Source organism: Lysobacter antibioticus, from assembly GCF_000731095.1.
Taxonomy (GTDB): domain Bacteria; phylum Pseudomonadota; class Gammaproteobacteria; order Xanthomonadales; family Xanthomonadaceae; genus Lysobacter; species Lysobacter antibioticus_B.
Map to the genome: position 1 here is coordinate 1 of NZ_JMTZ01000008.1, position 21,921 is coordinate 21,921.

The window sequence follows — 21,921 nt, forward strand, 5'->3', positions numbered from 1 at the left end:
AAGTAACCAAAGAAAAGGGCTCTCCTTGCAAGGGCACAGGCCACGAGTGCGATGCTAGTGCCGGGATTTTTCGATAGGACATCCTTGTCCTATCGAGTCATCCCTTTTTAAGGGCTGGGCGCACGTCCTGTGCGCCGCCCTCCGGGTCTCCAGGTGTTCTCGCGAGCTCGGTACTGCGCCAAGCTTTCACGGCAACGGCAACGGCAACGGCAACGGCAACGGCAACAGCAACAGCCGGGGTAGGTCGTCGTTGCTCTTGGGTAGGAGCGGCGCAAGCCGCGACACGAAACTACGTTTGCGTCGTCGTTACGGCCGGCTCGTATCATCCGGCCGCTGAAGATCCACTGCCACGTCATTACGTCAAAGCGTGTCCGGCAGCGACATCAATCCGCCAACACAGGCTCCACACGACCGTCGTAATAGATCAACTGCCCCAGCAGCGGGAAATCGGCCTGCGAGAAAAACCGCAGGCGGCCGTCGTCGTCCTGCGCTTCCCAGGACACGATGCGCGGCCCGAGCGCGCGCGGCATCGGCAGGGGGCCGAAAGCCCAGCCGGCGAAGTCCCAGTGCAATCTGCCGGCTTCGGAACGCAAGGCGAAACGAAAGCGGAATGCGCCGAATTGCTCGGCCAGGAAGCGGCCGTCGCGGCTCGGGGCGAACGACGAAGAAAAGTCGCGTTCGCCGAAGCGGCGGTGCCAGTGTTCGCGGCCGTTGCGTTCTTCGATGCGCAAGGACACGCGCACCTGTTCGCCCGGCACCGGGAAGCCGAACCACCAGCGCACCAGGCGTGCGAGGGGATGGCCGGCGCCGCGTACCAGGGCTTCGCCGCGGTAATGGGCCGGGCCGCGTTGATGGAAGTCGCGCACCGCCGGGGCCAGGCCGGCACGGGCGTCGTCGTCGAGCAGACGCGCGAATACCGGGGGCGCCGCGGGGTTCGCGCTTGCGCTGGGGACACTCAAAACAGCGACAGGTTTTCGTAGGCCGTGCGCACCGGCGCGAAGCTGCGGCGGTGATGCGGGCAGGGGCCGTGCGCGCTCAATGCCGCCAGGTGCGCGGCGGTCGAGTAACCCTTGTGTTGGTCGAAACCGTATTGCGGGTAGCGCTCGTGCAGGCGGCGCATCATGCGGTCGCGCGCGACCTTGGCCAGGATCGAGGCGGCCATGATCGCCGGTTCGGTGGCGTCGCCGCCGATCAGCGCTTCGCCGCGACAGGGCAAGCCCTGGGGCAGGTGGTTGCCGTCCACGCGCACCAGGTCGGCGACCGGCGCCAGGCCGATCACCGCCCGGCGCATGCCGGTCATGGTGGCCTGGAAGATGTTGATCCGGTCGATTTCCTCGACCTCGACGAACTCGATCCGCCAGGCCAGGGCGCGCTCCAGGATCAGCGGGTACAGGGCCTCGCGGCGGGCCTCGCTGAGCTTCTTGGAATCGTCCAGGCCGTCGATGCGGCGGCGCGGGTTGAGGATCACCGCGGCCACCGAGACCGGCCCGGCCAGGGGGCCGCGGCCGGCTTCGTCGACGCCGGCGATCAGCCGCGGCTTGGCCCGCGCGCGCAGCGGTTCGCTCGCGACGACGGCGGTGTCGGCGAGGTCGAGCGATTCGGTGGTCACGGCGAGGGACTCATGCAGGAGCATTCTCGCCGATCAGCTCGAGCACGGCATCGGCCGCGCGCGCCGAGGCGTCGCGCTTGAGTTCGAGATGGATGCGCTGGAACCTCGGCAGCAGCGCGGCCGCGGCCTGCGGGTCGCGCAGCCAGCGCAGGCAGGCGCCGGCGAGGTTTTCCGGGGTGCAGTCGTGCTGCATGAGTTCGGGCACCACCGCTTCGCCGGCGAGCACGTTCGGCAAGGCGTAGTGGTCGACCTTGAGCATGCCCAGGCGCTTGACCACGGCATAGGTCAGCGGCGCGACCTTGTAGCCGACCACCATCGGCCGCTTGGCCAGCATGGCTTCGAGGGTGGCGGTGCCGGAGGCGAGCAGCACCGCGTCGCTGGCGACCATCACCGTGCGCGCGCCGCGATCGACGATGCGCAGGGCGCGGCGCAGGCGTTCGCCGTCGGGATGGGCGGCGAGGATGCGCTCGAACGCCGCGCGCGAGGGCGCGTTGGCCATCGGCGCGACGATGCTCAGGCGCGGCTCGGCGGCCAGCACCAGCGCGGCGGCGCCGAGGAAATCGCCGGCCAGGCGTTCGATCTCGCCGACCCGCGAACCCGGCAGCATCGCCAGCACCGGCGCCTCGTCGTCGAGACCGAGGTTCATGCGCGCTTCGTCGCGATCGGGGTGGATCGGCATCTCGTCGGCGAGCGGGTGGCCGACGAAGCGCGCGTCGACCTCGTGTTTGGCGTAGATCGGCGGTTCCATCGGGAACAGGCACAGCACCCGGTCGGCGCTGCGGCCGATCTTCTCGGCGCGCTTCTCGCGCCAGGCCCAGACCGAGGGGCTGACGTAGTGCACGGTGCGCACGCCGCGCTGCTTGAGCCAACGCTCGACGCCGAGGTTGAAGTCGGGCGCGTCGATGCCGATGAAGGCGTCGGGCTTCCAATCGAGGATGCGCTGGCGCACGTCGCGGCGCAGGCGCAGCAGGCGCGGCAGGTGTTTGAGCACTTCCGACAGGCCCATTACCGCCAGTTCGTTGGCGTCGAACCAGGTGTCCATGCCGGCCGCGCGCATCTGCTCGCCGCCGATGCCGACGAACTCGGCGCCCGGATGGCGGCGCTTGAGTTCCTCGATCAGGCCGGCGCCGAGTAGGTCGCCGGAGGCTTCGCCGGCGATCAGGGCGAAACGCAGCGGCGGCGGGGGCGGGGCGGGGAAGATTTCGTCGATCGGAGCGGGGGCGGGCGCGGCGGCATTCATCGGGGGAAAGGGCGCTCTTAGGAGTGACGTTCCTGGAAGTGACGCTCCAGTTCGAGCCGGTACTGGGTTCGATCGAACACGAACCGCAGCGGAGCGGCGGGAGAGAACGAGGGCGGCGCCGCATTCTCTTCCTGAACATTCTCGCCCGAATCCGGCCCGCACATGGGGCCATCATCGTCCTCCCGGGTCACTTGCTGCCAAACGACGTGATCGCCATCAAATTCCAGGACGCAAGAGATCACCCCGCAGTAGTCGCTGCCGCAGTGGCAGCGATAGAGCACCAGCCGGCCCGAGCCGAGCTGGTTGTGCGCCGGTTGCAGGGCGAGGAACGCGGCGCGGCCGCGTTCGGCCAGCGCCGGCGGCAAGGCGGGATCCAGGTCGGTATCGCTGTTGCTGAGATCGCGCGGCAGGCCGAGCCAGTGCGCGAGCGGACGCTCGTCGATGAAGAGTTCGGCGACTTCGGCCTGGCGCAGCGCACCGTCGATGTCGCAGGCGACGACGGTCCGGCCGATGCGCAGGCGCTGGATCGTCGCGGCCATTCCGGCGTCTCAGCGCAGCAGCGGGCGGTCGCCGTTGCCGATGAAGTCGAGCAGGGCGCGCACGTCGGCGCTGCTCTCGGCGATCTCGTCGAGCTTGCCGCGCGCTTCCTCGAGCGAGGCGCCGGACACGTACAGGGCGCGGTAGGCGCGCTTGATCGCGCCGATGCGCTCGGCGTCGAAGCCGCGGCGCTTGAGGCCTTCGCTGTTGATGCCGCGCGGGCGGCCGTAGCCGTCCTGGGCAACCATGACGAACGGCGGCACGTCGCCGTTGACCAGGGCGCCCATGCCGATGAAGGCGTGCGCGCCGATCCGGCAGAACTGATGCACGCCGGCGAAGCCGCTCATGATCACCTGGTCTTCGACGGTGACGTGGCCGGCCAGGGTCGAGTTGTTGGAGAACACGCACTGGTTGCCGATATGGCAGTCGTGGGCGACGTGGGTATAAGCCAGCAGCCAGTTGCCGTCGCCGATGCGGGTGATGCCGCCGCCGTTGCCGGTGCCGCGGTTGACGGTGACGAACTCGCGGAAGACGTTGTCGTCGCCGATGACCAGCTCGGTGCGCTCGCCGGCGAACTTCTTGTCCTGCGGGTCGCCGCCGATCGCGCACTGGGCGTAGAAGCGGTTGCCGCGGCCGATCCGGGTCGGGCCGTGGACCACGCAGTGCGGGCCGAACACGGTGCCGTCGCCGACTTCGACCTCGGCGCCGATATAGCAGAACGGGCCGACCACGACGCCGTCGCCGAGAACGGCGCCGGCCTCGACGAAGGCGGTGGGGTGGATCGTGTGGGTCGTGGCGCTCATCGCGTCACTCCTTGACCTCGGCGCAAAGGATCTCCGCGCACGCGGCCTGCTGGCCGTCGACGCGGGCGATACCGGTGTACATCGCCATGTTGCGGATGGTGCGCTTGAGGGTGACCTCGAGCTCGAGCTTGTCGCCCGGCGAGACCATGCGCGAGAAACGCGCACCGTCGATCTTGACCAGGTAGAACAGTCGGCCTTCGGCTTCGCCGCCATGCGAGAGCTGAGTGAGAATGCCGCCGACCTGGGCCAGGGCTTCGATCACGAGCACGCCCGGCATGACCGGGTTGTTGGGGAAGTGACCGTTGAAGAAGGGCTCGTTGCAACTCACGTTCTTGTAGGCGAGCACGCGTTTGTGCGCCTCGAACTCGACCACGCGGTCGACCAGCAGGAACGGGTATCGGTGCGGCAGCAGCTTCTGGATCGCCGTCACGTCGAGCGGGAGTTGCAGGGTCTGGCTCATCTTCTTGGTTCGTCCGTTATGCGCGTCCTGCGCGTTGAATCCGCCTTTCCTGTGCGGCCCCATCGTTGATTGGCTTGGATCGGCTGGTCGCTGGCGAACCGCGACAGCCGTGCCATTGTCCCGCAGTTTCCGCCCGCGGTGGAGCGGCGCCGTATGGTGCCCCGCGCCTAAGCGAACCGAATCGAAGCGCGCCGGCTCAGCCGTCCTCGCGGCCGCGCGGGGTGCGCCGGGCGATCGCGTCGAGCTGCTTGAAGCGCGCGGCGTTCTTGCGCCAGCTGCGGTTGTCCATCAGCGGCGTCCCGGAGGAGTACTCGCCGGGTTCGCGGATCGAACTGGTGACCAGGCTCATCGCGGTGATCACGACCTTGTCGCAGACCTCCAGGTGGCCGAGCACGCCGGCGCCGCCGCCGATCAGGCAGTAGCGGCCGATCTTGGCGCTGCCGGCCGCGGCCGAGCAGCCGGCCATCGCGCTGTGGGCGCCGATATGCACGTTGTGGCCGATCTGGATCTGGTTGTCGAGGCGTACGTCTTCCTCGAGCACGGTGTCTTCGATGGCGCCGCGGTCGATGGTGGTGTTGGCGCCGATCTCGCAATCGTCGCCGATCGACACGCCGCCGAGCTGGGGCACCTTGAGCCAGCGGCCGGCTTCCATCGCCAGGCCGAAGCCGTCGGCGCCGAGCACCGCGCCGGGATGGATCAGCACGCGTTGGCCGAGGCGCACGCGGGTCACCAGGGTCACCCGCGCGACCAGTTCGCTGCCGGCGCCGACCACGCAGTCGTCGCCGATCACGCAGCCCGGGCCGACGATGGCGCCGGCCTCGACGCGGCTGCGCGCGCCGATGCTGACGAAGGGGCCGATGTGGGCCTCGGCGGAGACCTCGGCGCTGGCATCGATCGCCGCGGAGGCATGGATGCCGGGCTCGCGCAGCGGGCGCGGCTCGAACAGGGCCGAGATCTTGGCGAAGGCGGAATAGGGATCGCGCGCGATCAGCGCAGTGCCGGCGTAGCCGACGGCATCGTCCTCGCGCATGACCACGATGCCGGCCTGGCTGGCCGCCAGTTGCGCGCGGTATTTCGGGTTGGCGAGAAAGGCGAGCTGGTCCGGGCCGGCCTTGGCCAGGGTGCCGACACCGCCGACTTCGGCGGCGCCGTCGCCGTGCAGGCCGAGCGCGTAACGCTCGGCCAGGGCCTGGGCTGTGTAGCGGGTGCTGTCCACGGTGCGGGCGGCCGTCGTCGCAGCTGCGATCAGAACGTACCGCCGAAGGTGAACTGCAGGCGTTCCAGTTCGTCGCCGCGGTCGAGCTGAGTCTTGCCGTCGGCGCTGTAGGTCGGGCCCTGCTTCTTGAACGGGAAGGCGTAGCTGATCGAGATCGGGCCCATCGGCGAGCGCCACATCATCGCCACACCGGCCGATGCGCGCAGTTCGCCGGCGTCGAAGTCGTCGTAGCTCTTGTAGACGCTGCCGAAGTCGACGAAGGCCGAGATGCGCGCCGCCGGCGTATCGAGCAGGGTCGGGAAATACATTTCCAGCGAACCGGTGGTCTTGAACGCGCCGCCGAGCGGCTGGGCGTAGCTGCCGCCCGAGAGCGAGGCCTGACGCGGGCCGAGCGTGTTGTCGGTGAAGCCGCGCACCGAGCGCACGCCGCCGGCGTAGAAGTTCTCGAAGAACGGCAGGCCGGTCGCGGTGATGGTTTCCGGCGGCAGCGGGCCGTCCGGACCGTCGCGGTCGATGACCCGGCTGACGTCCTTGCCGTAGCTGTCGCCGTAACCGAGCTCGGTGCGGGTGTTGAGCACCAGGTGGCGCGACAGCGGCCAGAACTTGGAGAAGTTGTAGTTGATCTTGTAGTACTCGACCGTCGAGCCCGGCAGGGTCGCTTCGATCCACACGCGCTGCTGGGTGCCGGCGGTCGGCGTCAGCGCATGGTTGAGGCTGTTGCGCCCCCAGCCGACCTGGGCGCGCCAGGCGTGGAAGGTACGGCGGCCGAGCGCGTCGAGATAGTCGACGATGCTCGGCGGCGTGACCCTGCGGCCGATCAGGATCTCGTTGCTGTCGATGCCGAGCATGCCGGTGATCGAGTCGGTCTCGGTCAGCGGAATGCCGAGCACGACCTGGCCGATGCCGCTGGTGGTCGAATACTGGGCGGTGTTGAAGTCGGAGTAGTCCAACTCGCGCCAGGACACGTTGTAGCCCAGCGAGACGCCGTCGTCGGTGAAGTAGGGGTTGGTGTAGGAGAAGTCGTAGCGCTCTTGGTAGTAGCTGCGCTGCGCCTGCACCGACACGCGGTTGCCGCTGCCGAGGAAGTTGTTCTGCGACAGCTGCACCTGGGTGGTCAGCTTGCCGAGCTGGGAATAGCCCAGGCCGAACACGAAGCTGCCCGAGGTGGTTTCCTTGAGGTTGTAGACCACGTCGACCTGGTCGTTGGTGCCCGGCACCGGCTTGCTCTCGACGTCGACGTTCTCGAAATAACCCAGGCCCTGCAGACGGATCTTGGAACGGTCGATCGCGGCCTGCGAATACCACGCGCCTTCGAACTGGCGCATTTCGCGGCGCAACACTTCGTCGCCGGTGCGGGTGTTGCCCTGGAAGATCACCCGGCGCACGTTGACGCGCGGGCCCGGCACCACCTGCATGTTGATGCCGACGGTCTTGTTTTCGCGGTTGACGTCCGGGATCGGATTGACCTGGGCGAAGGCGTAGCCGACGTTGCCGAGCGAGGCGGTGATCGCTTCCGAGCTCACCTCGAGCAGGCGGCGCGAGAAGATCTGCTCGGGCTTGACGATGATCAGCTTCTCGACCTGCTCCTTCGGCAGGATCGTATCGCCGGTGACCTGCACGCTGGAGACCTTGTACTGGTCGCCCTCGGTGAGGCCGGCGGTCAGGAACATGTCCTGGCGGTCCGGGCTGATCGCGACCTGGGTCGAGTCGATGCTGAAATCGACGTAGCCGCGGTCGAGGTAATAGGAGTTGAGCTTTTCCAGATCGCCCGACAGCTTCTCGCGCGAGTACTGGTCGTCGCGGCGGTACCAGCTGAGCCAGTTGTGTTCGCGCGATTCCCAGCCGTCGAGGATGTCCTTCTGCTCGAACTTGTCGTTGCCGACCAGGTTGATGTGCCGGATCTTCGCGGCCTTGCCTTCCTTGACGGTGATCGTCAGGTCGACGCGGTTGCGGTCCAGGCGCGCCACCGTCGGGGTGATCTCGACGTTGTACTTGCCGCGGTTGTTGTACTGGCGGCTGAGATCCTGGGTGACCTTGTCGAGGGCGAGGCGGTCGAAGGTCTCGCCTTCGGCCAGGCCGATTTCCTTCAGACCCTTGAGCAGGTCTTCGCTCTTGATGTCCTTGTTGCCGGTCAGGGTCAGCTTGTTGATCGCCGGACGCTCGGTCACGGTGACCACGAGGATGTTGCCCTGGCGGTCCAGGTGCACGTCCTCGAAGAAGCCGGTCTTGTACAGGGCGCGGATGGCGTCGCCGGCCTTGGCCGAGTCCATCGTGTCGCCGCGCTCGACCGGCAGGTAGGTGAAGACGGTACCGGCGGAGATGCGCTGCAGGCCGTCGATGCGGATGTCGCTGACGGTGAACGAACCCGGGGCCGGGGTGTTCGGCGTGCTGCCGCCGAGGGCGAACGGATCGGCCGACTGCGCCAACGCGGGAATCACCGGGGCCGAGGTCATTGCCGTGGCAAGGGCGAGGGCGAGCAGGCGGCGATTAGGAGTTCGCGTCATCATTACGTCCGTTTGGGGCATTGGATGCCGGCGATCGCGGGCATCGGTCGAAAGTGCGGCAGGGTGAGGGCAAAGCGTTCGTTCGAGCGTCAGGCCGGCATCAGCGCACCAGGTTGTTCAAGATGTCGTTGTAGAACGCCAGGCCCATCAGGCTCGCGATCAACGCCAGGCCCACGAAATGCCCGGCCGCCATGACGCGTTCGCTGACCGGACTGCCTTTGACCAGCTCGATAAGGTAATACAGCAGGTGTCCGCCGTCCAAGATCGGGATCGGCAGCAGGTTCAGGATTCCCAGGCTCAGCGACAGCATCGCCAGCAACTGCAGGTACCAGGCCGGACCGTTGCTGGCGTAGGCGTTGGCGGCGCGGCCGATGGTCACCGGGCCGGCGACGGTGTTCTGGATCGACACCCGGCCGGTGAACGCGCGCCCAATCATCGCGAACAATTGCTCGGCCTGGTGCACGCCTTCGCGCAGCGCCGCGGGCACCGCGTCGATCGGGCCGTAGCGCAGCACGGCGTCGCGCTTGGGCGGCGCGGTCGCGGCCGAGGTCAGGCCCAGGCCCCAGTATTCCTCGCCGTCGGGCTTCTTCAGGCGGGCCGGGGTGATCTCCAGGGCGAGGCGGTCGCCGTTGCGGGCCACTTCGATCATGGCGCTGCCGCCGCGCTTGCCCAGGCGGGTGACCGCCGCGGCCATGTCTTCCCAATCGCCGACCGGGTCGCCGTCGAGCGCGGTGACGCGGTCGCCCTCGGCGAGCACGCCCCAGGCCGGGGAGTCGGGCGCGATGCGGCCGATCAGGGCCGGACGCAGCTCGTGGCGTCCGCTCAGGCCGATGACTTCGATCGAGCGGCGTTCGTCGAACTTGGCCGGCAGGCGCGACAGGCGCAGTTCGCGGGTCGCCGGGGCGCCGTTCTCCGCACGCACCCGCACCGCCACGTCCTGGTGGTCGAGTGCGTAGGGGATCAGTGCCATGTGCACTTCGCTCCAGGTCGGCGTCTGCCGGTCGCCGATCTGCAGCACGGTATCGCCGCGGCGCAGGCCGGCTTCGGCGGCGATGCCGGTGGCGTTGCCGACCACCGGGGCGAAGTCGGGGCGCCCGATCACGAACATGCCCCACAGCAGCATCACGCACAGGATCAGGTTTGCGGCCGGGCCGGCCACGACGATGGCGATGCGCTGCCAGACCGGCTTGCGGTTGAAGGCCTGCGGGGCGAGCGCTTCGCTGACCTCGTATTCGCGCTCGTCGAGCATCTTGACGTAGCCGCCGAGCGGGATGCGCGCAATGACGTACTCGGTGCCGTCGCGGCCCTTGCGCAGCCACAGCGGTTTGCCGAAACCGATCGAGAAGCGCAGCACCTTGACGCCGCAGCGCCGCGCGACCCAGAAATGGCCGAATTCATGGATCGTGACCAGCACGCCGAGGCTGATGATCAGCCACCACAACGAACCCAGGACTTCACTCATGGCCGCCTCCGCATCGCTGTCCTGCCGTGGTCGCCATGATTCAGGCCCTGTGGCCGATCGCTTGTTCGGCATGGCGACGGGCCAGAGCATCGGCCTCGCGCAGCACCGCCAAGGAACTGGCCGGGATGGTCGGGAGCGCGGCGAGTGTGTCTTCGACCAGCGCGGGTATCGCTAGGAAACCGATTCGCCGCTGAAGAAAGGCTGAAACGGCCACTTCGTTGGCGGCGTTCAGCACCGCCGGGGCGGTACCGCCCGCGGCCAGGGCTTCGAAGGCCAGGCGCAGGCAGGGGAAGGCGTCCAGGTCGGGGCGTTCGAAATCGAGGCGGCCGTGGGCCAGCAGGTCGAGCCCGGCCACGCCCGAGTCGATCCGCTCCGGCCAGCCGAAACCGACCGCGAGGGCGGTGCGCATGTCCGGCAAACCCAGTTGGGCCAGGGTCGAGCCGTCGACGAATTCGACCAGCGAATGGACCAGGCTCTGCGGGTGCACCAGCACCTCGATGCGTTCGCCCTCGATCCCGAACAGGTGGTGGGCCTCGATGACTTCCAGGCCCTTGTTCATCAGCGTGGCCGAGTCGACCGAGATCTTCGGCCCCATCGACCATTTCGGGTGCGCCACGGCCTGTTCCGGGGTGACCTGGGTCAGTTCGGAACGTGTACGGCCACGGAACGGCCCGCCCGAGGCGGTCAGCAGGATGCGCTTGAGACCGGCATGGGCGCGGGCGTAGGGCAGACCGCCGGACTGCGCCGGCGCGGCCGGCGGCAGACACTGGAAGATGGCGTTGTGCTCGCTGTCGATCGGCACGATGCAGGCGCCGGCCTCGTGCGCGGCGTGCATCAGCAGCTCGCCGGCGAGGACCAGCGATTCCTTGTTGGCCAGCAGCAGGCGCTTGCCGGCGCGGGCCGCGGCCAGGGTCGAGGACAAGCCGGCGGCGCCGACGATCGCCGCGACCACGGTGTCGCAGACGTCCGACGAGACCAGCTCGACCAGGGCCTCGTCGCCGCAATGGGCCTGTGCCGACAGACCGCGCTCGCGCAGGCCGTCGCGCAGGGCGGCATAGCCGGCCGGGTCGGCGATCACCGCGTGCTCGGGGCGATGCTGTTCGCACAGGGCCAGCAGGGCGTCGACCTTGCCGCCGGCGGCGAGCACGCTGGCGCGCAACGCCTCGGGATGGCGCGCGATCACGTCCAATGCCGAAGTGCCGATCGAACCGGTGGCGCCGAGCACGGCGACCTTGCGGGAGAGGGACGTCATGCGCGGGCGCTCGCGTGGAAGGGGCTGCGTGGTGCGGTCGCATGGTGCGCCGGGGGACAAGCAAATCCCCCTCGGTCCCCCTTTTGCAAAGGGAGAAGGCGGGCGGGTCGTTTCGAAAAGGAACGGCCGGCGGGCTCTGCGGTGGATGCTGCAGGCGCTTCAAGCACGCAGGCGCCCGATTTCAGTGTGAGCCCCGTGCAAACCCGTGCTGTCCCCCCCTTTGCAAAAGGGAGGGAGGGGGGATTCGCTTCTACCCGGCAGACCCGCGCACTCATCATCAGAACCCGAAGATCGCCTTGCCGAGGGCGAACACCGGCAGCGCGGCGAGCACGCCGTCGATGCGGTCGAGGATGCCGCCGTGGCCTGGAATCAGGTGACCCGAATCTTTCACTCCGGCGTGGCGCTTGAGCAGGCTCTCGAACAGGTCGCCGACCACCGAGAACAGCACCGCCGCGAGCGAGACGACCGCGACCCACGGCAATTGCGCCGTGGTCGCGCCGGCCAGCAGCGAGAAACCGACGCCGGCGGCGACGCCGGCGAAGGCGCCGCCGATCAGGCCTTCGACGGTCTTGTTGGGGCTGACCCGCGGGGCGAGCTTGAGCATGCCGAACTTGCGCCCGGCGAAGTAGGCGCCGGTGTCGGCGGCCCAGACCACGGCCAGCGCGGTCAGCAGCCACCAGTGGCCGTTGCTGCCTTCGGCATGGATCCAGGCCAGCGCGCACCAGGCCGGAATCACGCTCAGCGCCGCGGCGGCGAGCTTGAACATCCGCGCATAGGTGCGGTGGTCGCTGGCGAAGTCGAAGCGCTGCAGCCACAGCAGGGCCAGCAGCCACCAGATCACGCCGATCAGCGAGGCCAGTTTGAACAGCACCATCGACGGCGCCTGGGCGCCGCCGAAACCGCCCGAGCGCGACGCCCAGACGATGGTGACCATCAGCGCCAGGTGCGCGACCAGCAGCACGGTGCGCGACAAGGTGTCTTCGATCTCGGCCAGATCGAACCATTCCCACAGCCCGGCGAGGAACAGGACGGCGGCCACCGCGATCATCCACGGCGTCGGCAGCAGCAGGATCGCCGCAATCGCGACAGGCGCCATCACCAGCGCGGCGAGCAAGCGGGTTCGGGTCATTCAACGGTCTCGTTGGACAGGGCGGCGGCGACTTGCGACCCGGTCAGGCCGAAACGGCGTTCGCGGTTGCCGTAATCGTCGAGGGCGCGTTGCAGGGTCGTCGCGTCCAGTTCCGGCCACAACAACTCGGTGAACCACAATTCGGTATAGGCCAGCTGCCACAGCAGGAAATTGCTGATGCGGGTATCGCCGCCGGTGCGGATGAACAAATCCGGCGCCGGCAGGTCGGCCAGCGACAGGCGCGAGGCGATCAGCACCTCGTCGATCTCGTCCGGCGCCAGGCGTCCGGCGGCGACGTCGGCGGCCAGCGACCGTGCGGCCTGGGCGATGTCCCAGCGCCCGCCGTAGCTCGCGGCCACGGTCAGGTGCAGGGTGCCGTTGTTGCGGGTTTGATGCTCGGCCGCAGCCATGCGTTCGCGGATTTTTTCCGAGAAGCGCTCGCGCTCGCCGATGAAGCGCACGCGCACGCCGCGACGGTGAAGTTCCTCGACCTCGCGCTCGAGCGCGTTGAGGAACAGCTTCATGAGCGCGCCGACTTCGTCTTCGGGGCGGCCCCAGTTTTCGCTCGAGAACGCGAACAGGGTCAGCGCCTCGATGCCGCGGGCGATGCAGAAGTCGATGCAGATGTTGACCGTGCGCGCGCCGGCGCGGTGGCCGATGATGCGCGGCCGGCGGCGGCGCTCGGCCCAGCGCCCGTTGCCGTCCATGATGACGGCCAGGTGGCGCGGGATGCGTGCGGGCGCGGTGGGTGCGGGCTCGTTGGGCATGGCGCCGATGATGTTGACCTTGGAAGCGGGAGGGGCATCCGGAAGCGGGGTTCCGGCGACGATGGATCCCGTCCGGGACCCAGTGCTGACCCGTGCGATCGGCAGAAAGTTCAGTGCGCGATCGTCCAGGAACTGCGGCGATCGATTCGGACCGCCGCCCAGGGACTGCGGCGACCGGTCAGACCGCCATCAATTCCTGTTCCTTCGCCTTGACCACGCCGTCGACGTCCTTGATCGCGCTGTCGGTGACCTTCTGGATGTCGTCCTCGTAACGGCGCAGCTCGTCCTCGGTGATCTTCTTGTCCTTCAGCAGTTCCTTGGCCTGGGTGTTGGCGTCGCGGCGGATGTTGCGGATCGCGACCTTCGCGTTCTCGCTCTCGCTGTGCACGACCTTGGTCAGTTCCTTGCGGCGTTCTTCGGTCAGCGCCGGCAGGTTGATGCGGATGACGGTGCCGGCGGTGTTCGGGGTCAGGCCCAGGTCGGAGGCGAGGATGGCCTTCTCGACCGCGCCGACGATCTGCTTTTCCCACGGGGTGATGGTCAGGGTGCGCGCATCGGAGACCGCGACGCTGGCGACCTGGTTCAGCGGCATCTCGGAACCGTGGTAGTTCACCTTCAGGTGATCGACCAGCGCAGCCGAAGCGCGCCCGGTGCGGACCTTGGTCAGGTCGTGGCGAAAGGCTTCGACGCTCTTGGCCATGCGGTTCTGTGCGTCTTTCTTGATTTCATTGAGCATTCGCCGGCTCCGGTCCTGTGGCGGTAATCGCGGGATTATATGGGCTCGGGCGGGTTTTGCGGACCGAACGCCGCCGTGGCGGCCACGCGGATGGGCTGAGGTCAGCGCGGTTTAGGCTGTTTTGCACGGGTATGGCGCGCGTCGATGTGCGGCCGTGTACCGGATTGCGTCACGGTTTCAGGCCGGGGCAAACGCGAAGTTTTCGTTATCCTGCGCCGCCGGCCGCGCCGGCCGCGGTTTTCGCTGCAATGCAGCATGAACCCTCAATGGCTGTGCGAGTGGCCGTGCGTATGCCGATGGTCCTCGTCGCCTTGTTCGCGGCCGTGCCTGTGTTCGTGCTCGTGGCCGTGATGATCGTCATGGTCGTGGTCATGATCATGGCCGCCGGCGCCGTGCGGCGCGCGGTCGTGGCGGTCGTGCTCGCAGGCCCGGCCGTGCTCGACCTGCAGGGTCGGGTGGTTGATGCCGAAGCGTTGGTCGAGCTCGCGGTTGAGGCGGTCGATGAAGACGTCGTGGTCGCGGTCGTCGGGGCGCACGATATGCGCGGTCATGGCGATTTCGCCGGCGCCGAGCGACCAGATGTGCAGATGGTGGATCGCTTCCACCCCGGGTTGCGCGCGCAGCAGGCTCTCGACTTCGGCGCGGTCGACGCCGCGCGGCACCGCGTCCATCGCCGCGTTGAAGCTCTCGCGCAGCAGACCGAAGGCGCCGATCGCGACCACCGCGCCGATCAGCAGGGCGATGGCCGGGTCGAGCCAGGCCCAACCGGTGAACCACATGCCGGCGCCGGCCAGGACTGCGGCCAGCGACACGGCCGCGTCGGCCATCAGATGCAGGAAGGCGCCGCGGCGGTTGAGGTCGTGGTCGTGGCCGTCGCGTACCAGCCAGGCCGCGCCGAGATTGACCGCGATGCCGAGTGCCGCCACCAGCATCACCGGCAGGGCCGGGATCTCCGGCGGCGCGTTGAAGCGGCGGATCGCCTCCCAGCCCAGGGCGCCGGAAAAACCGACCAGCAGCAGGGCATTGGCCAACGGCGAGAGCAGGGTCGCGCGTCGCCAGCCGTAGGTGTGGCGCGCGGTCGGCGCGCGCCGCGCCAGCACTGCCGCGCCCCAGGCCAGGCCCAGCCCGAGCACGTCGCCCAGGTTGTGCAGGGCGTCCGACAGCAGGGCCAGCGAATTGGTCATGAAGCCATAGCCGGCTTCGAGAATCGTGTAGGCCAGGTTGATCAGGGTCACCGCGGCGAAGGCGCGGGTGCCGCTGGGGCCGTGGTGATGGCTGTGCGAGTGCATGGACGAATGCTGTCACGGCCCGCGCCGTGAACACTATTACAGCCCCGGCCGGGTGCGGGCGGAAGCTCGATGGCCGTCGCAGAAGCCCTATCCGCTCTGGTCTTGCGCGTGCCGTGCGCCGGCCCGTCATGACTTTCGACACCCTTGACTACGTCTGTAGTCACGACAACTATGCCTACACATGTAGTCATGGCCGGCCACGACCCGGGCAGGCGATCAGCAGGAGCGTCATGAACCGCAAATCCATAGGCGACCAGGAACTGGCGCTACTGCAATACATCGACGAGAACGGCGACGCCTCGGTCGGCGAAGTCGCCTCCGCCTACGGCGAGCCGCGCGGCCTCGCGCGTTCGACCGTGCTGACGATGATGGAACGCCTGCGCGCGAAGTCGTATCTGCGCCGGCGCAAGCTCGGCGGCGTGTACCGCTATGCCAGTGCGACCGCGCCCGACGACGTGATGCGCTCGGCGGTCGGCAAGTTCGTCGCCAACACCCTGCAGGGATCGCTGTCGCCGTTCGTGGCCTGGATGTCGCAGCGCACCGAAGTCAGCGACGAGGAACTGGCCGAACTCGAAGGGCTCGTCGCCGATCTGCAGTCGCGCCGCAAGGAGAGCTGAGATGAGTCTGCCCTCGATGGATCTGTCCTTCGTCGCCGACACGCTGCTGCCGCGCCTGGCCGCGGCCAGCCTGCAATCCTTGCTGCTGGTCGCCGCGGTGTGGGCGCTGTGCCGCTACTTGCCGCGCCTGAGCGCTTCGGCGCGCTGCTGGCTGTGGTGGCTGGCGGCGTTGCAGTTGTTGGTTGGCCTGTTGTGGCCGACGCCGCTGATGCTGCCGCTGTTGCCGGAATCCTTCGGCATCCTGATCGCCGACGCGCCGTCGGCCACGGCGATGCCGTTGTCGGCACGCCTACCGTTCGTGATGGCCGGCGGCGACGCCCCCACGGCATCGCTGGCCGATGCTGCGATCGGCAGCGTCTGGCCGTCGTGGACTTCGTTACTGGCCGGGATCTGGCTGTTGGCTTTCAGTGCCGTGCTGACCGCGAACCTGCGCGCTTTCCTCGACACGCGCCGCCGCATCGCGCGTTCCTCGGCGGAGGTGCCGCTGCCGGTGGCGCAGGCCTATCGCCGGCTCGGCGACAGCCTCGGCCTGCGGCGTTTGCCGGAGCTGCGCCTGTCGGCGGAGATCGAATCGCCGCAACTGCTCGGCCCGTGGCCTGCGGTGGTGCTGTTGCCGCAACACCGCATCGCCTCGATGAGTGCCGGCGAACTCGACATGGCCCTGCACCACGAGTTGGTCCATCTGCGCCGTCGCGATCTGTGGTGGGGCTGGGTGCCGGCCCTGGCCCAGCAGCTGTTCTTCTTCCATCCGCTCGCTCATCTGGTCGCACGCGAGTACTCGCTTGCGCGGGAGGCCGCCTGCGATGCGGCGGTGCTCGACAGCCGCCGCTACACGCCCCAGGACTACGGGCGATTGCTCCTGCGCCTCGGCGTCGCGCCGCGGCCCGGCGCCGGCGTCGCCAGCGCTTCACCCACCTATACCGCTCTCAAGAGGAGATTGACCATGTTGCAGAACGCAGCTTCGACCTCGCACGCCGGTACCTTGGCGTTGACCTTCGCCGTGGTCCTGCTCGGCCTGGTGCCGTACCGGATCACCGCTGCTGCGGACGCATCGGCAAAGGCCTCGTCGCGGACGATCTCGGTCCAATCCGACCGCAGCGGCGGCAAGGCCGGCGAAACCCGCATCTTCGAGCGGCACCAGGGGCAGGCGCCTTCGGTCTGGGCGGCCAAGGGCGGCAAGTTCTATCGCGTCGACGCCGACGAGCGCTACGAAGAAGTGCGCGATGCCGCGACTCTCGCGCGTTTGCAGAAGCACATGCGCGACATGAAGGCGGCCGAGATCGATGCCCGCCAGGCCGAGCGCGACGCCAAGATCGCCGAGCGCGAAGCCCTGCGTTCGGCCCAGGACGCCGAGCGTGCCGGTCGCGAGGCCGAACGCGTGGCCCAGCAGGCGCGGCGCGACGGCGAGCAGGCTCGTCTCGATGCGGCGCAAGGCGCAAACGATGCGCGGCAGGCTGCGTTGGATCGGGATCAGGTGGCGCGCGATGCCGAACAGGCCCGGCGCGATGCCGAACAACATATGCGCGATGTCGAGCAGGCACGCCGGGATGTGCAGCAGGCGATCCGCGATGCCGAACAGGCTGCGCGCGATGCGGCCGAGTATGTGCGCTGGATCAGCGACGGTGGGCAGTCGGCGACCGACGCCTGATCGGGCATGCTCGATCGCGCTCCGGGCATCGGAGCGGGAGGCGTTTCTTCACGAGGAACGATCGATGCGGCAGGGCTCGGCGGCCTTGCCGGGAATCACGCTCCAGCGCCTGGCCGGCCGGAGCGAATGGCCCAAAACGACATCCGCTGTCGAGCGGGTCGCCTGAGTCGCAGGCTCAGTTGCGGCCCTTGACCAGGGTGCCGATGTTCTCGCCGCGCAGGATCTTCAGCAGCACGCCGGGCTGGCCCATGTCGAAGATGCGCAGCGGCAGCTCGCTGTCGCGGCACAGCGCGAACGCCGCGGTGTCCATGACCTGCAGGTCGCGGGTGATGACGTCGTCGTAGGTGAGCTTGTCGAAGCGCACCGCGTCGCTGTGCTTCTTCGGGTCCTTGTCGTACACGCCGTCGACCTTGGTCGCCTTCAGCAACAGGTCGGCGCCGATCTCGATCGCGCGCAGGGCGGCGCCCGAGTCGGTGGTGAAGAACGGGCTGCCGACGCCGGCGGCGAAGATCGCCAGGCGGCCTTTTTCCAAATGACGAATCGCGCGACGGCGGATGTAGTCCTCGCAGACGTCGTTGATCTTGATCGCGCTCATCACCCGCACCTTGGCGCCGAGCTTCTCGAGCGAATCCTGCATCGCCAGGGCGTTGATGACGGTGGCGAGCATGCCCATCTGGTCGCCGGTGACCCGGTCCATGCCGCTGGCGGCGAGGCCGGCGCCGCGGAAGATGTTGCCGCCGCCGATCACCAGCGCGATTTCCGCGCCGGCCTGCTGGACTTCGATGACTTCGCGGGCGAGGCGGCCGATCACCTTGGGATCGATGCCGTAGTCCTCGTCCCCCATCAACGCCTCGCCGGAAAGTTTCAACAGGACACGGCGATAGGCGAGCTGGGACATGGGGCATTCTCGGGGAGGCGGGCAGCGGCCGAATTGTAGCTCAAGCGCCCACCCCTGGTCGTGCGCAAACGGGCCTCCGGCGGCCGCGAAGGCCATGTCGGCCGTGTCCGCGGCTGCGATTGTCGGTGCCGCCGCCCTCGTTCCGGCACGGCGATCCCTTATGATCCCGCCGCCGGTCCAGATTGGAACCGCCGTATCGCGCCCGTGCCGTCCCGGCACGCGCCGCGCACCACCCAAGGAGATGGAAGTGTCGATCAAGAACCTCAACGAATTCGTCGAAGCCTCGAAGCAGAAGGACCTCAGTCAGGAAGTGTTCGAGCTGGAAAGCTCGCACCTGCTCGAAGTCAAGCTCGACGGCCGGGTCTGGGCCAAGGCCGGCTCGATGGTGGCGTACCGCGGCGGCGTCAAGTTCGTGCGCCAGGGCGTGCTCGAGCAGGGCCTGAGCAACCTGCTGAAGAAGGCGATCAGCGGCGAAGGCACGCAGCTGATGAAGATGGAAGGCAAGGGCCGGGTCTACATCGCCGATGCCGGCAAGAAGATCACCCTGCTGCGCCTGGGCGGCGAGTCCATCTTCGTCAACGGCAACGACGTGCTGGCCTACGAGGACGGCATTTCGGCCGACATCAAGATGATGCGCAAGGTCTCGGGCATGATGTCCGGCGGCCTGTTCAACATCAAACTCAGCGGCAGCGGCGTGGTCGCGATCACCTCGCATTACGAACCGCTGACCCTGGCGGTGACCCCGGACCAGCCGGTGTTCACCGACCCGAACGCGACCGTCGCCTGGTCCGGCGGCCTCAGCCCCGACATCGTCACCGACATCTCCCTGGGCACCCTGTTCGGGCGCGGCTCGGGCGAGAGCGTGCAGCTCAAGTTCGCCGGCACCGGCTGGGTCGTCGTGCAGCCGTACGAAGAGGTGTATTTCCAGCAGGCCGGCTGAGCCGCCGCGGCAGCGTTCCCGCTGCCGCGACCGCCATGATCTGGTCCGCAAGCGCACGGCCGCGAGAGATCGCGGCCGTGTTGCGTCGGGGTGGGGGAATCTGACAGGTGTCGCAGGGACGCGGACGCGGCCGGACTATGATCGGTTCGGCGAATCGGTTCGCCTAACCCAGGAGGGGTTGCCATGACGTTTCGGAATACCGTGTGCGCGTTGGGCCTGTCGGGCCTGTTGCTGTTCCTGCCGGTGGCCCAGGCCGATCCGGCCGAAGGCTCGTTCCGCACCGAGACCACCTGCGAATACCAGGGCTGGGCCTACGAGATCGTGCTGACCAAGTACCGCTACACCGGCGGTCAGTGGGTGGTGATCTCGCAGAGTTCGCACTACGCCGAGTCTTGCCCGCCGATCGAATGAGGCGGGGAGTCGGGAATCGAACAGCGTAACCATCCCCGTCGTTGCCGCGAAGGTGGGGCACGCTTCACTTCGGCGAAGCCGAACACCCAGCGACTTCAAGCGTTCTCGCCCGAAAGCCCTGGGTTCCCGCCTTCGCGGGAACGACGGGTGATGATTACGCTGTTCCCGATTCCCGATTCCCGATTCCCGAATCCCGAATCCCGAATCCCGAATCCCGAACAAAGAAAAAGGCCGCGGAATCCGCGGCCTTTCTCGTACTGCCTCGAAGCGACGGTGGCTTACGCCAGGCCGGCCTGCTTCATGACTTCGGCAGCGAAGTCGTCGACCTGCTTCTCGATGCCTTCGCCGACGGCGATGCGCTGCATGCTGACCACGTCGGCGCCGGCGGCCTTGACCACCTGCTCGACGGTCTGATCGGTGTTCAGCACGTAGGGCTGGCCGTACAGGGTGACTTCGTTGACGATCTTGGCGATCTTGCCGCCGATGATCTTCTCCAGGATGTCGGCCGGCTTGGACTTGTCCTTGTCGGACATCTTGGCCAGTTCGATTTCCTTTTCCTTCGCCACGAACTCGGCCGGGACGTCGCTGGCCTTGATGTGCGGCGGGTTCATCGCGGCAACGTGCATGGCCAGGCCGCGGGCCAGGTCGGCATCGCCGCCCTTGAGCTCGATCAGCACGCCGATGCGGCCGCCGTGGACGTAGGCCGCGACGTTGTTGGCGCTGTCGATCTGGATCAGGCGACGCACCTGCAGGTTCTCGCCGACCTTGGCGATGACCGCGGCGCGGGTTTCCTCGACGGTTTCGCCGGAAGCCAGCTTGACGGCCTTCAGCGCCTCGGCGTCGACGGCGCCCGAGCTCAGCGCGGCCTGGGCCACGGTCTCGGTGAAGGACAGGAAGTTGGCGTCCTTGGCGACGAAGTCGGTCTCGGAGTTGATCTCGACCAGCACGGCCTTGCCGCCGTCCTGGGCGACCGCGATGCGGCCTTCGGCAGCGACGCGGCCGGCCTTCTTGTCGGCCTTGGCCAGGCCCGACTTGCGCAGCCATTCGGCAGCGGCGTCGATGTCGCCGTTGTTTTCGACGAGCGCCTTCTTGCACTCCATCATGCCGGCGCCGGTGCGCTCGCGGAGTTCCTTGACCAGGGAAGCGGAAATTTCAGCCATGGGGTTACCTCGGGTGTTCGATAAAGTCCGGGCAGGAGCGGCGTAAGCCGCGTTTCATCGCTCGGTACGGCGATGCATCGCGGCTTACGCCGCTGCTACCCGGAGCGGATACGGGCAAGTGCAGCCGCGCAGTGTCGCGCGGCTGCATTACATGACGCTTACTCGGCAGCCGGAGCTTCGCCGTCGGCCTTCTTGGCGGCCGGGGCGGCAGCCGGAGCCGGGCCCTTCTTGGCCGGTGCGCGGCCGCGCGGAGCGGACTTGCGGTCGTCCTTGGCGGCGCCGTCTTCGGCGGCTTCGGCGAACTCTTCCTCGCGGACGCTGCCGACCTGCGGAGCGGCGGCCTTGCCTTCGAGCACGGCGTCGGCGGCGGCGCGGGCATACAGCTGCACGGCGCGGATGGCGTCGTCGTTGCCCGGGATCGCGTAGTCGACCAGGGCCGGGTCGTAGTTGGTGTCGACAACGGCGATGACCGGGATGCCGAGCTTCTTGGCTTCCTTGATCGCGATGTCTTCATGGCCGATGTCGATCACGAACAGAGCGTCGGGCAGACGGTTCATGTCCTTGATGCCGCCCAGCGAGGCTTCCAGCTTGTCGCGCTCGCGGCGCAGGCCCAGCACTTCGTGCTTGACCATCTTCTGGAAGGTGCCGTCGGTTTCGCCGGCTTCCAGTTCCTTCAGGCGCGAGACCGACTGCTTGACGGTGCGGAAGTTGGTCAGCGTGCCGCCCAGCCAGCGCTGGGTCATGTACGGCATGTTGCAGCGCTGCGCTTCTTCCTTGATCGAATCGCGCGCCGAACGCTTGGTGCCGATGAACAGGATGGTGCCGCGCTTCTGCGCGATGCCCGAGATGAAGTTCATCGCGTCGTTGAACAGCGGAACGGTCTTCTCGAGGTTGATGATGTGGATCTTGCCGCGGGCGCCGAAGATGTACGGGCCCATCTTGGGATTCCAGTAGCGCGTCTGGTGGCCGAAATGGACGCCGGCTTCCAGCATCTGACGCATGGTGATCTGAGGCATTGCGATAACTCCGAAGGCAAGGGAACCGACCGCCGGTTGAGTGATGGCGGCTCGCCGCGGACGCAGGTCCGTGGCGAAGGGTTCCGGGGTTGGGCCTCCCTGTCGCTTCCGTGTCCGAACCTGCGGAGCCGAGCTTGCGATCGGTCCCTCAGGCACCCCGGCACGGGCTGTGGCGGCAGGTGTGTATTCGTCGGTGACGCCCGACGTGGGCGGTGCGATTCGGTCCG

The 21,921-nt window shown here is 68.0% G+C and carries 21 protein-coding genes; 4 read left to right on the forward strand and 17 right to left on the reverse strand.

The genetic code is table 11. The features are described 5' to 3' along the window. Positions 1 to 383: 383 nt before the first annotated feature. From EX88_RS24250 to EX88_RS0102465, 14 genes are all read right to left on the reverse strand, one after another. The gene (locus tag EX88_RS24250) at positions 384 to 959 is read right to left on the reverse strand and encodes a DUF4166 domain-containing protein (RefSeq protein ID WP_051884333.1); all 576 of its coding nucleotides are present in this window, start codon (positions 957 to 959) and stop codon (positions 384 to 386) included. Next, on the reverse strand, positions 956 to 1,555 hold the full coding sequence (gene rnhB / locus EX88_RS0102405) for a ribonuclease HII (RefSeq protein WP_051884340.1): 600 nt from the start codon (positions 1,553 to 1,555) through the stop codon (positions 956 to 958). The genes EX88_RS24250 and rnhB overlap by 4 nt, the downstream gene beginning before the upstream one ends. A gap of 64 nt (positions 1,556 to 1,619) precedes the next feature. Further along, on the reverse strand, positions 1,620 to 2,849 hold the full coding sequence (lpxB, locus tag EX88_RS0102410) for a lipid-A-disaccharide synthase (protein ID WP_081930567.1): 1,230 nt from the start codon (positions 2,847 to 2,849) through the stop codon (positions 1,620 to 1,622). A gap of 17 nt (positions 2,850 to 2,866) precedes the next feature. Then, positions 2,867 to 3,388, reverse strand: coding sequence for a hypothetical protein (locus tag EX88_RS23400; RefSeq protein ID WP_036147880.1), 522 nt, complete (start codon positions 3,386 to 3,388; stop codon positions 2,867 to 2,869). A 9-nt stretch (positions 3,389 to 3,397) separates the two neighbouring features. Beyond that, entirely contained in the window at positions 3,398 to 4,189 is a 792-nt protein-coding gene (gene lpxA, locus EX88_RS0102420; protein WP_031370422.1) for an acyl-ACP--UDP-N-acetylglucosamine O-acyltransferase, read from the reverse strand. 4 nt (positions 4,190 to 4,193) lie between these two features. Beyond that, positions 4,194 to 4,649, reverse strand: a complete 456-nt coding sequence (gene fabZ / locus EX88_RS0102425; RefSeq protein ID WP_031370423.1) for a 3-hydroxyacyl-ACP dehydratase FabZ — start codon at positions 4,647 to 4,649, stop codon at positions 4,194 to 4,196. A 196-nt stretch (positions 4,650 to 4,845) separates the two neighbouring features. Further along, positions 4,846 to 5,865 (reverse strand): UDP-3-O-(3-hydroxymyristoyl)glucosamine N-acyltransferase, encoded by a 1,020-nt coding sequence (gene lpxD / locus EX88_RS0102430; protein ID WP_031370424.1) that lies wholly within the window; start codon positions 5,863 to 5,865, stop codon positions 4,846 to 4,848. 29 nt (positions 5,866 to 5,894) lie between these two features. After that, complete coding sequence (gene bamA / locus EX88_RS0102435; protein WP_031370425.1) at positions 5,895 to 8,369, reverse strand: outer membrane protein assembly factor BamA; 2,475 nt, start codon at positions 8,367 to 8,369, stop codon at positions 5,895 to 5,897. Between the two features lie 100 nt (positions 8,370 to 8,469). Then, positions 8,470 to 9,831, reverse strand: coding sequence for an RIP metalloprotease RseP (gene rseP / locus EX88_RS0102440; RefSeq protein WP_031370426.1), 1,362 nt, complete (start codon positions 9,829 to 9,831; stop codon positions 8,470 to 8,472). A 40-nt stretch (positions 9,832 to 9,871) separates the two neighbouring features. Continuing rightward, a complete protein-coding gene (locus EX88_RS0102445) occupies positions 9,872 to 11,083 on the reverse strand; it encodes a 1-deoxy-D-xylulose-5-phosphate reductoisomerase (RefSeq protein WP_031370427.1) in 1,212 nt (403 codons plus the stop codon). A gap of 277 nt (positions 11,084 to 11,360) precedes the next feature. Beyond that, positions 11,361 to 12,212: a phosphatidate cytidylyltransferase gene (locus EX88_RS0102450; RefSeq protein WP_031370428.1), complete on the reverse strand. Its 852-nt coding sequence runs from the start codon at positions 12,210 to 12,212 to the stop codon at positions 11,361 to 11,363. After that, positions 12,209 to 12,979 carry a polyprenyl diphosphate synthase gene (gene uppS / locus EX88_RS0102455; RefSeq protein ID WP_031370429.1) on the reverse strand — a complete coding sequence of 257 codons (771 nt, stop codon included), beginning with the start codon at positions 12,977 to 12,979 and terminating at the stop codon, positions 12,209 to 12,211. Before uppS ends, EX88_RS0102450 begins: the two co-directional genes overlap by 4 nt. A gap of 178 nt (positions 12,980 to 13,157) precedes the next feature. Next, the gene (frr, locus tag EX88_RS0102460; protein WP_031370430.1) at positions 13,158 to 13,715 is read right to left on the reverse strand and encodes a ribosome recycling factor; all 558 of its coding nucleotides are present in this window, start codon (positions 13,713 to 13,715) and stop codon (positions 13,158 to 13,160) included. A gap of 263 nt (positions 13,716 to 13,978) precedes the next feature. After that, positions 13,979 to 15,004: a cation diffusion facilitator family transporter gene (locus EX88_RS0102465; protein ID WP_081930568.1), complete on the reverse strand. Its 1,026-nt coding sequence runs from the start codon at positions 15,002 to 15,004 to the stop codon at positions 13,979 to 13,981. A gap of 230 nt (positions 15,005 to 15,234) precedes the next feature. Between EX88_RS0102465 and EX88_RS0102470 the strand changes: the two genes are divergently transcribed. Further along, positions 15,235 to 15,621 carry a BlaI/MecI/CopY family transcriptional regulator gene (locus EX88_RS0102470; protein WP_031370432.1) on the forward strand — a complete coding sequence of 129 codons (387 nt, stop codon included), beginning with the start codon at positions 15,235 to 15,237 and terminating at the stop codon, positions 15,619 to 15,621. Between the two features lies 1 nt (position 15,622). Then, positions 15,623 to 17,269 (forward strand): M56 family metallopeptidase, encoded by a 1,647-nt coding sequence (locus tag EX88_RS0102475; protein ID WP_031370433.1) that lies wholly within the window; start codon positions 15,623 to 15,625, stop codon positions 17,267 to 17,269. Between the two features lie 175 nt (positions 17,270 to 17,444). Here the strand turns inward: EX88_RS0102475 and pyrH are convergent, their stop codons facing one another. After that, on the reverse strand, positions 17,445 to 18,167 hold the full coding sequence (gene pyrH, locus EX88_RS0102480) for a UMP kinase (RefSeq protein ID WP_031370434.1): 723 nt from the start codon (positions 18,165 to 18,167) through the stop codon (positions 17,445 to 17,447). Positions 18,168 to 18,408: 241 nt separating this feature from the next. On the opposite strand from pyrH, the gene EX88_RS0102485 reads away from it, so the two are divergent. Together EX88_RS0102485 and EX88_RS0102490 are read left to right on the forward strand one after the other, a co-directional pair. Further along, the gene (locus EX88_RS0102485) at positions 18,409 to 19,107 is read left to right on the forward strand and encodes an AIM24 family protein (protein ID WP_430536890.1); all 699 of its coding nucleotides are present in this window, start codon (positions 18,409 to 18,411) and stop codon (positions 19,105 to 19,107) included. Between the two features lie 183 nt (positions 19,108 to 19,290). Beyond that, entirely contained in the window at positions 19,291 to 19,518 is a 228-nt protein-coding gene (locus EX88_RS0102490; protein WP_031370436.1) for a hypothetical protein, read from the forward strand. 278 nt (positions 19,519 to 19,796) lie between these two features. Here the strand turns inward: EX88_RS0102490 and tsf are convergent, their stop codons facing one another. Together tsf and rpsB are read right to left on the reverse strand one after the other, a co-directional pair. Continuing rightward, positions 19,797 to 20,678, reverse strand: a complete 882-nt coding sequence (gene tsf / locus EX88_RS0102495) for a translation elongation factor Ts (protein WP_031370437.1) — start codon at positions 20,676 to 20,678, stop codon at positions 19,797 to 19,799. A 158-nt stretch (positions 20,679 to 20,836) separates the two neighbouring features. Beyond that, on the reverse strand, positions 20,837 to 21,694 hold the full coding sequence (gene rpsB / locus EX88_RS0102500; RefSeq protein WP_031370438.1) for a 30S ribosomal protein S2: 858 nt from the start codon (positions 21,692 to 21,694) through the stop codon (positions 20,837 to 20,839). Positions 21,695 to 21,921 lie beyond the last annotated feature (227 nt).

Bases quoted from the DNA above. Each gene is read 5' to 3' on its own strand.
- rseP (WP_031370426.1), bottom strand. From the start codon at position 9,831: ATGAGTGAAGTCCTGGGTTCGTTGTGGTGGCTGATCATCAGCCTCGGC.
- EX88_RS0102445 (WP_031370427.1), bottom strand. From the start codon at position 11,083: ATGACGTCCCTCTCCCGCAAGGTCGCCGTGCTCGGCGCCACCGGTTCG.
- fabZ (WP_031370423.1), bottom strand. From the start codon at position 4,649: ATGAGCCAGACCCTGCAACTCCCGCTCGACGTGACGGCGATCCAGAAG.
- lpxB (WP_081930567.1), bottom strand. From the start codon at position 2,849: ATGAATGCCGCCGCGCCCGCCCCCGCTCCGATCGACGAAATCTTCCCC.
- EX88_RS0102470 (WP_031370432.1), top strand. From the start codon at position 15,235: ATGAACCGCAAATCCATAGGCGACCAGGAACTGGCGCTACTGCAATAC.
- rpsB (WP_031370438.1), bottom strand. From the start codon at position 21,694: ATGCCTCAGATCACCATGCGTCAGATGCTGGAAGCCGGCGTCCATTTC.
- lpxA (WP_031370422.1), bottom strand. From the start codon at position 4,189: ATGAGCGCCACGACCCACACGATCCACCCCACCGCCTTCGTCGAGGCC.
- EX88_RS0102485 (WP_430536890.1), top strand. From the start codon at position 18,409: ATGGAAGTGTCGATCAAGAACCTCAACGAATTCGTCGAAGCCTCGAAG.
- uppS (WP_031370429.1), bottom strand. From the start codon at position 12,979: ATGCCCAACGAGCCCGCACCCACCGCGCCCGCACGCATCCCGCGCCAC.
- EX88_RS0102490 (WP_031370436.1), top strand. From the start codon at position 19,291: ATGACGTTTCGGAATACCGTGTGCGCGTTGGGCCTGTCGGGCCTGTTG.
- EX88_RS0102450 (WP_031370428.1), bottom strand. From the start codon at position 12,212: ATGACCCGAACCCGCTTGCTCGCCGCGCTGGTGATGGCGCCTGTCGCG.
- EX88_RS23400 (WP_036147880.1), bottom strand. From the start codon at position 3,388: ATGGCCGCGACGATCCAGCGCCTGCGCATCGGCCGGACCGTCGTCGCC.
- tsf (WP_031370437.1), bottom strand. From the start codon at position 20,678: ATGGCTGAAATTTCCGCTTCCCTGGTCAAGGAACTCCGCGAGCGCACC.
- pyrH (WP_031370434.1), bottom strand. From the start codon at position 18,167: ATGTCCCAGCTCGCCTATCGCCGTGTCCTGTTGAAACTTTCCGGCGAG.
- EX88_RS0102465 (WP_081930568.1), bottom strand. From the start codon at position 15,004: ATGCACTCGCACAGCCATCACCACGGCCCCAGCGGCACCCGCGCCTTC.
- EX88_RS0102475 (WP_031370433.1), top strand. From the start codon at position 15,623: ATGAGTCTGCCCTCGATGGATCTGTCCTTCGTCGCCGACACGCTGCTG.
- frr (WP_031370430.1), bottom strand. From the start codon at position 13,715: ATGCTCAATGAAATCAAGAAAGACGCACAGAACCGCATGGCCAAGAGC.
- bamA (WP_031370425.1), bottom strand. From the start codon at position 8,369: ATGACGCGAACTCCTAATCGCCGCCTGCTCGCCCTCGCCCTTGCCACG.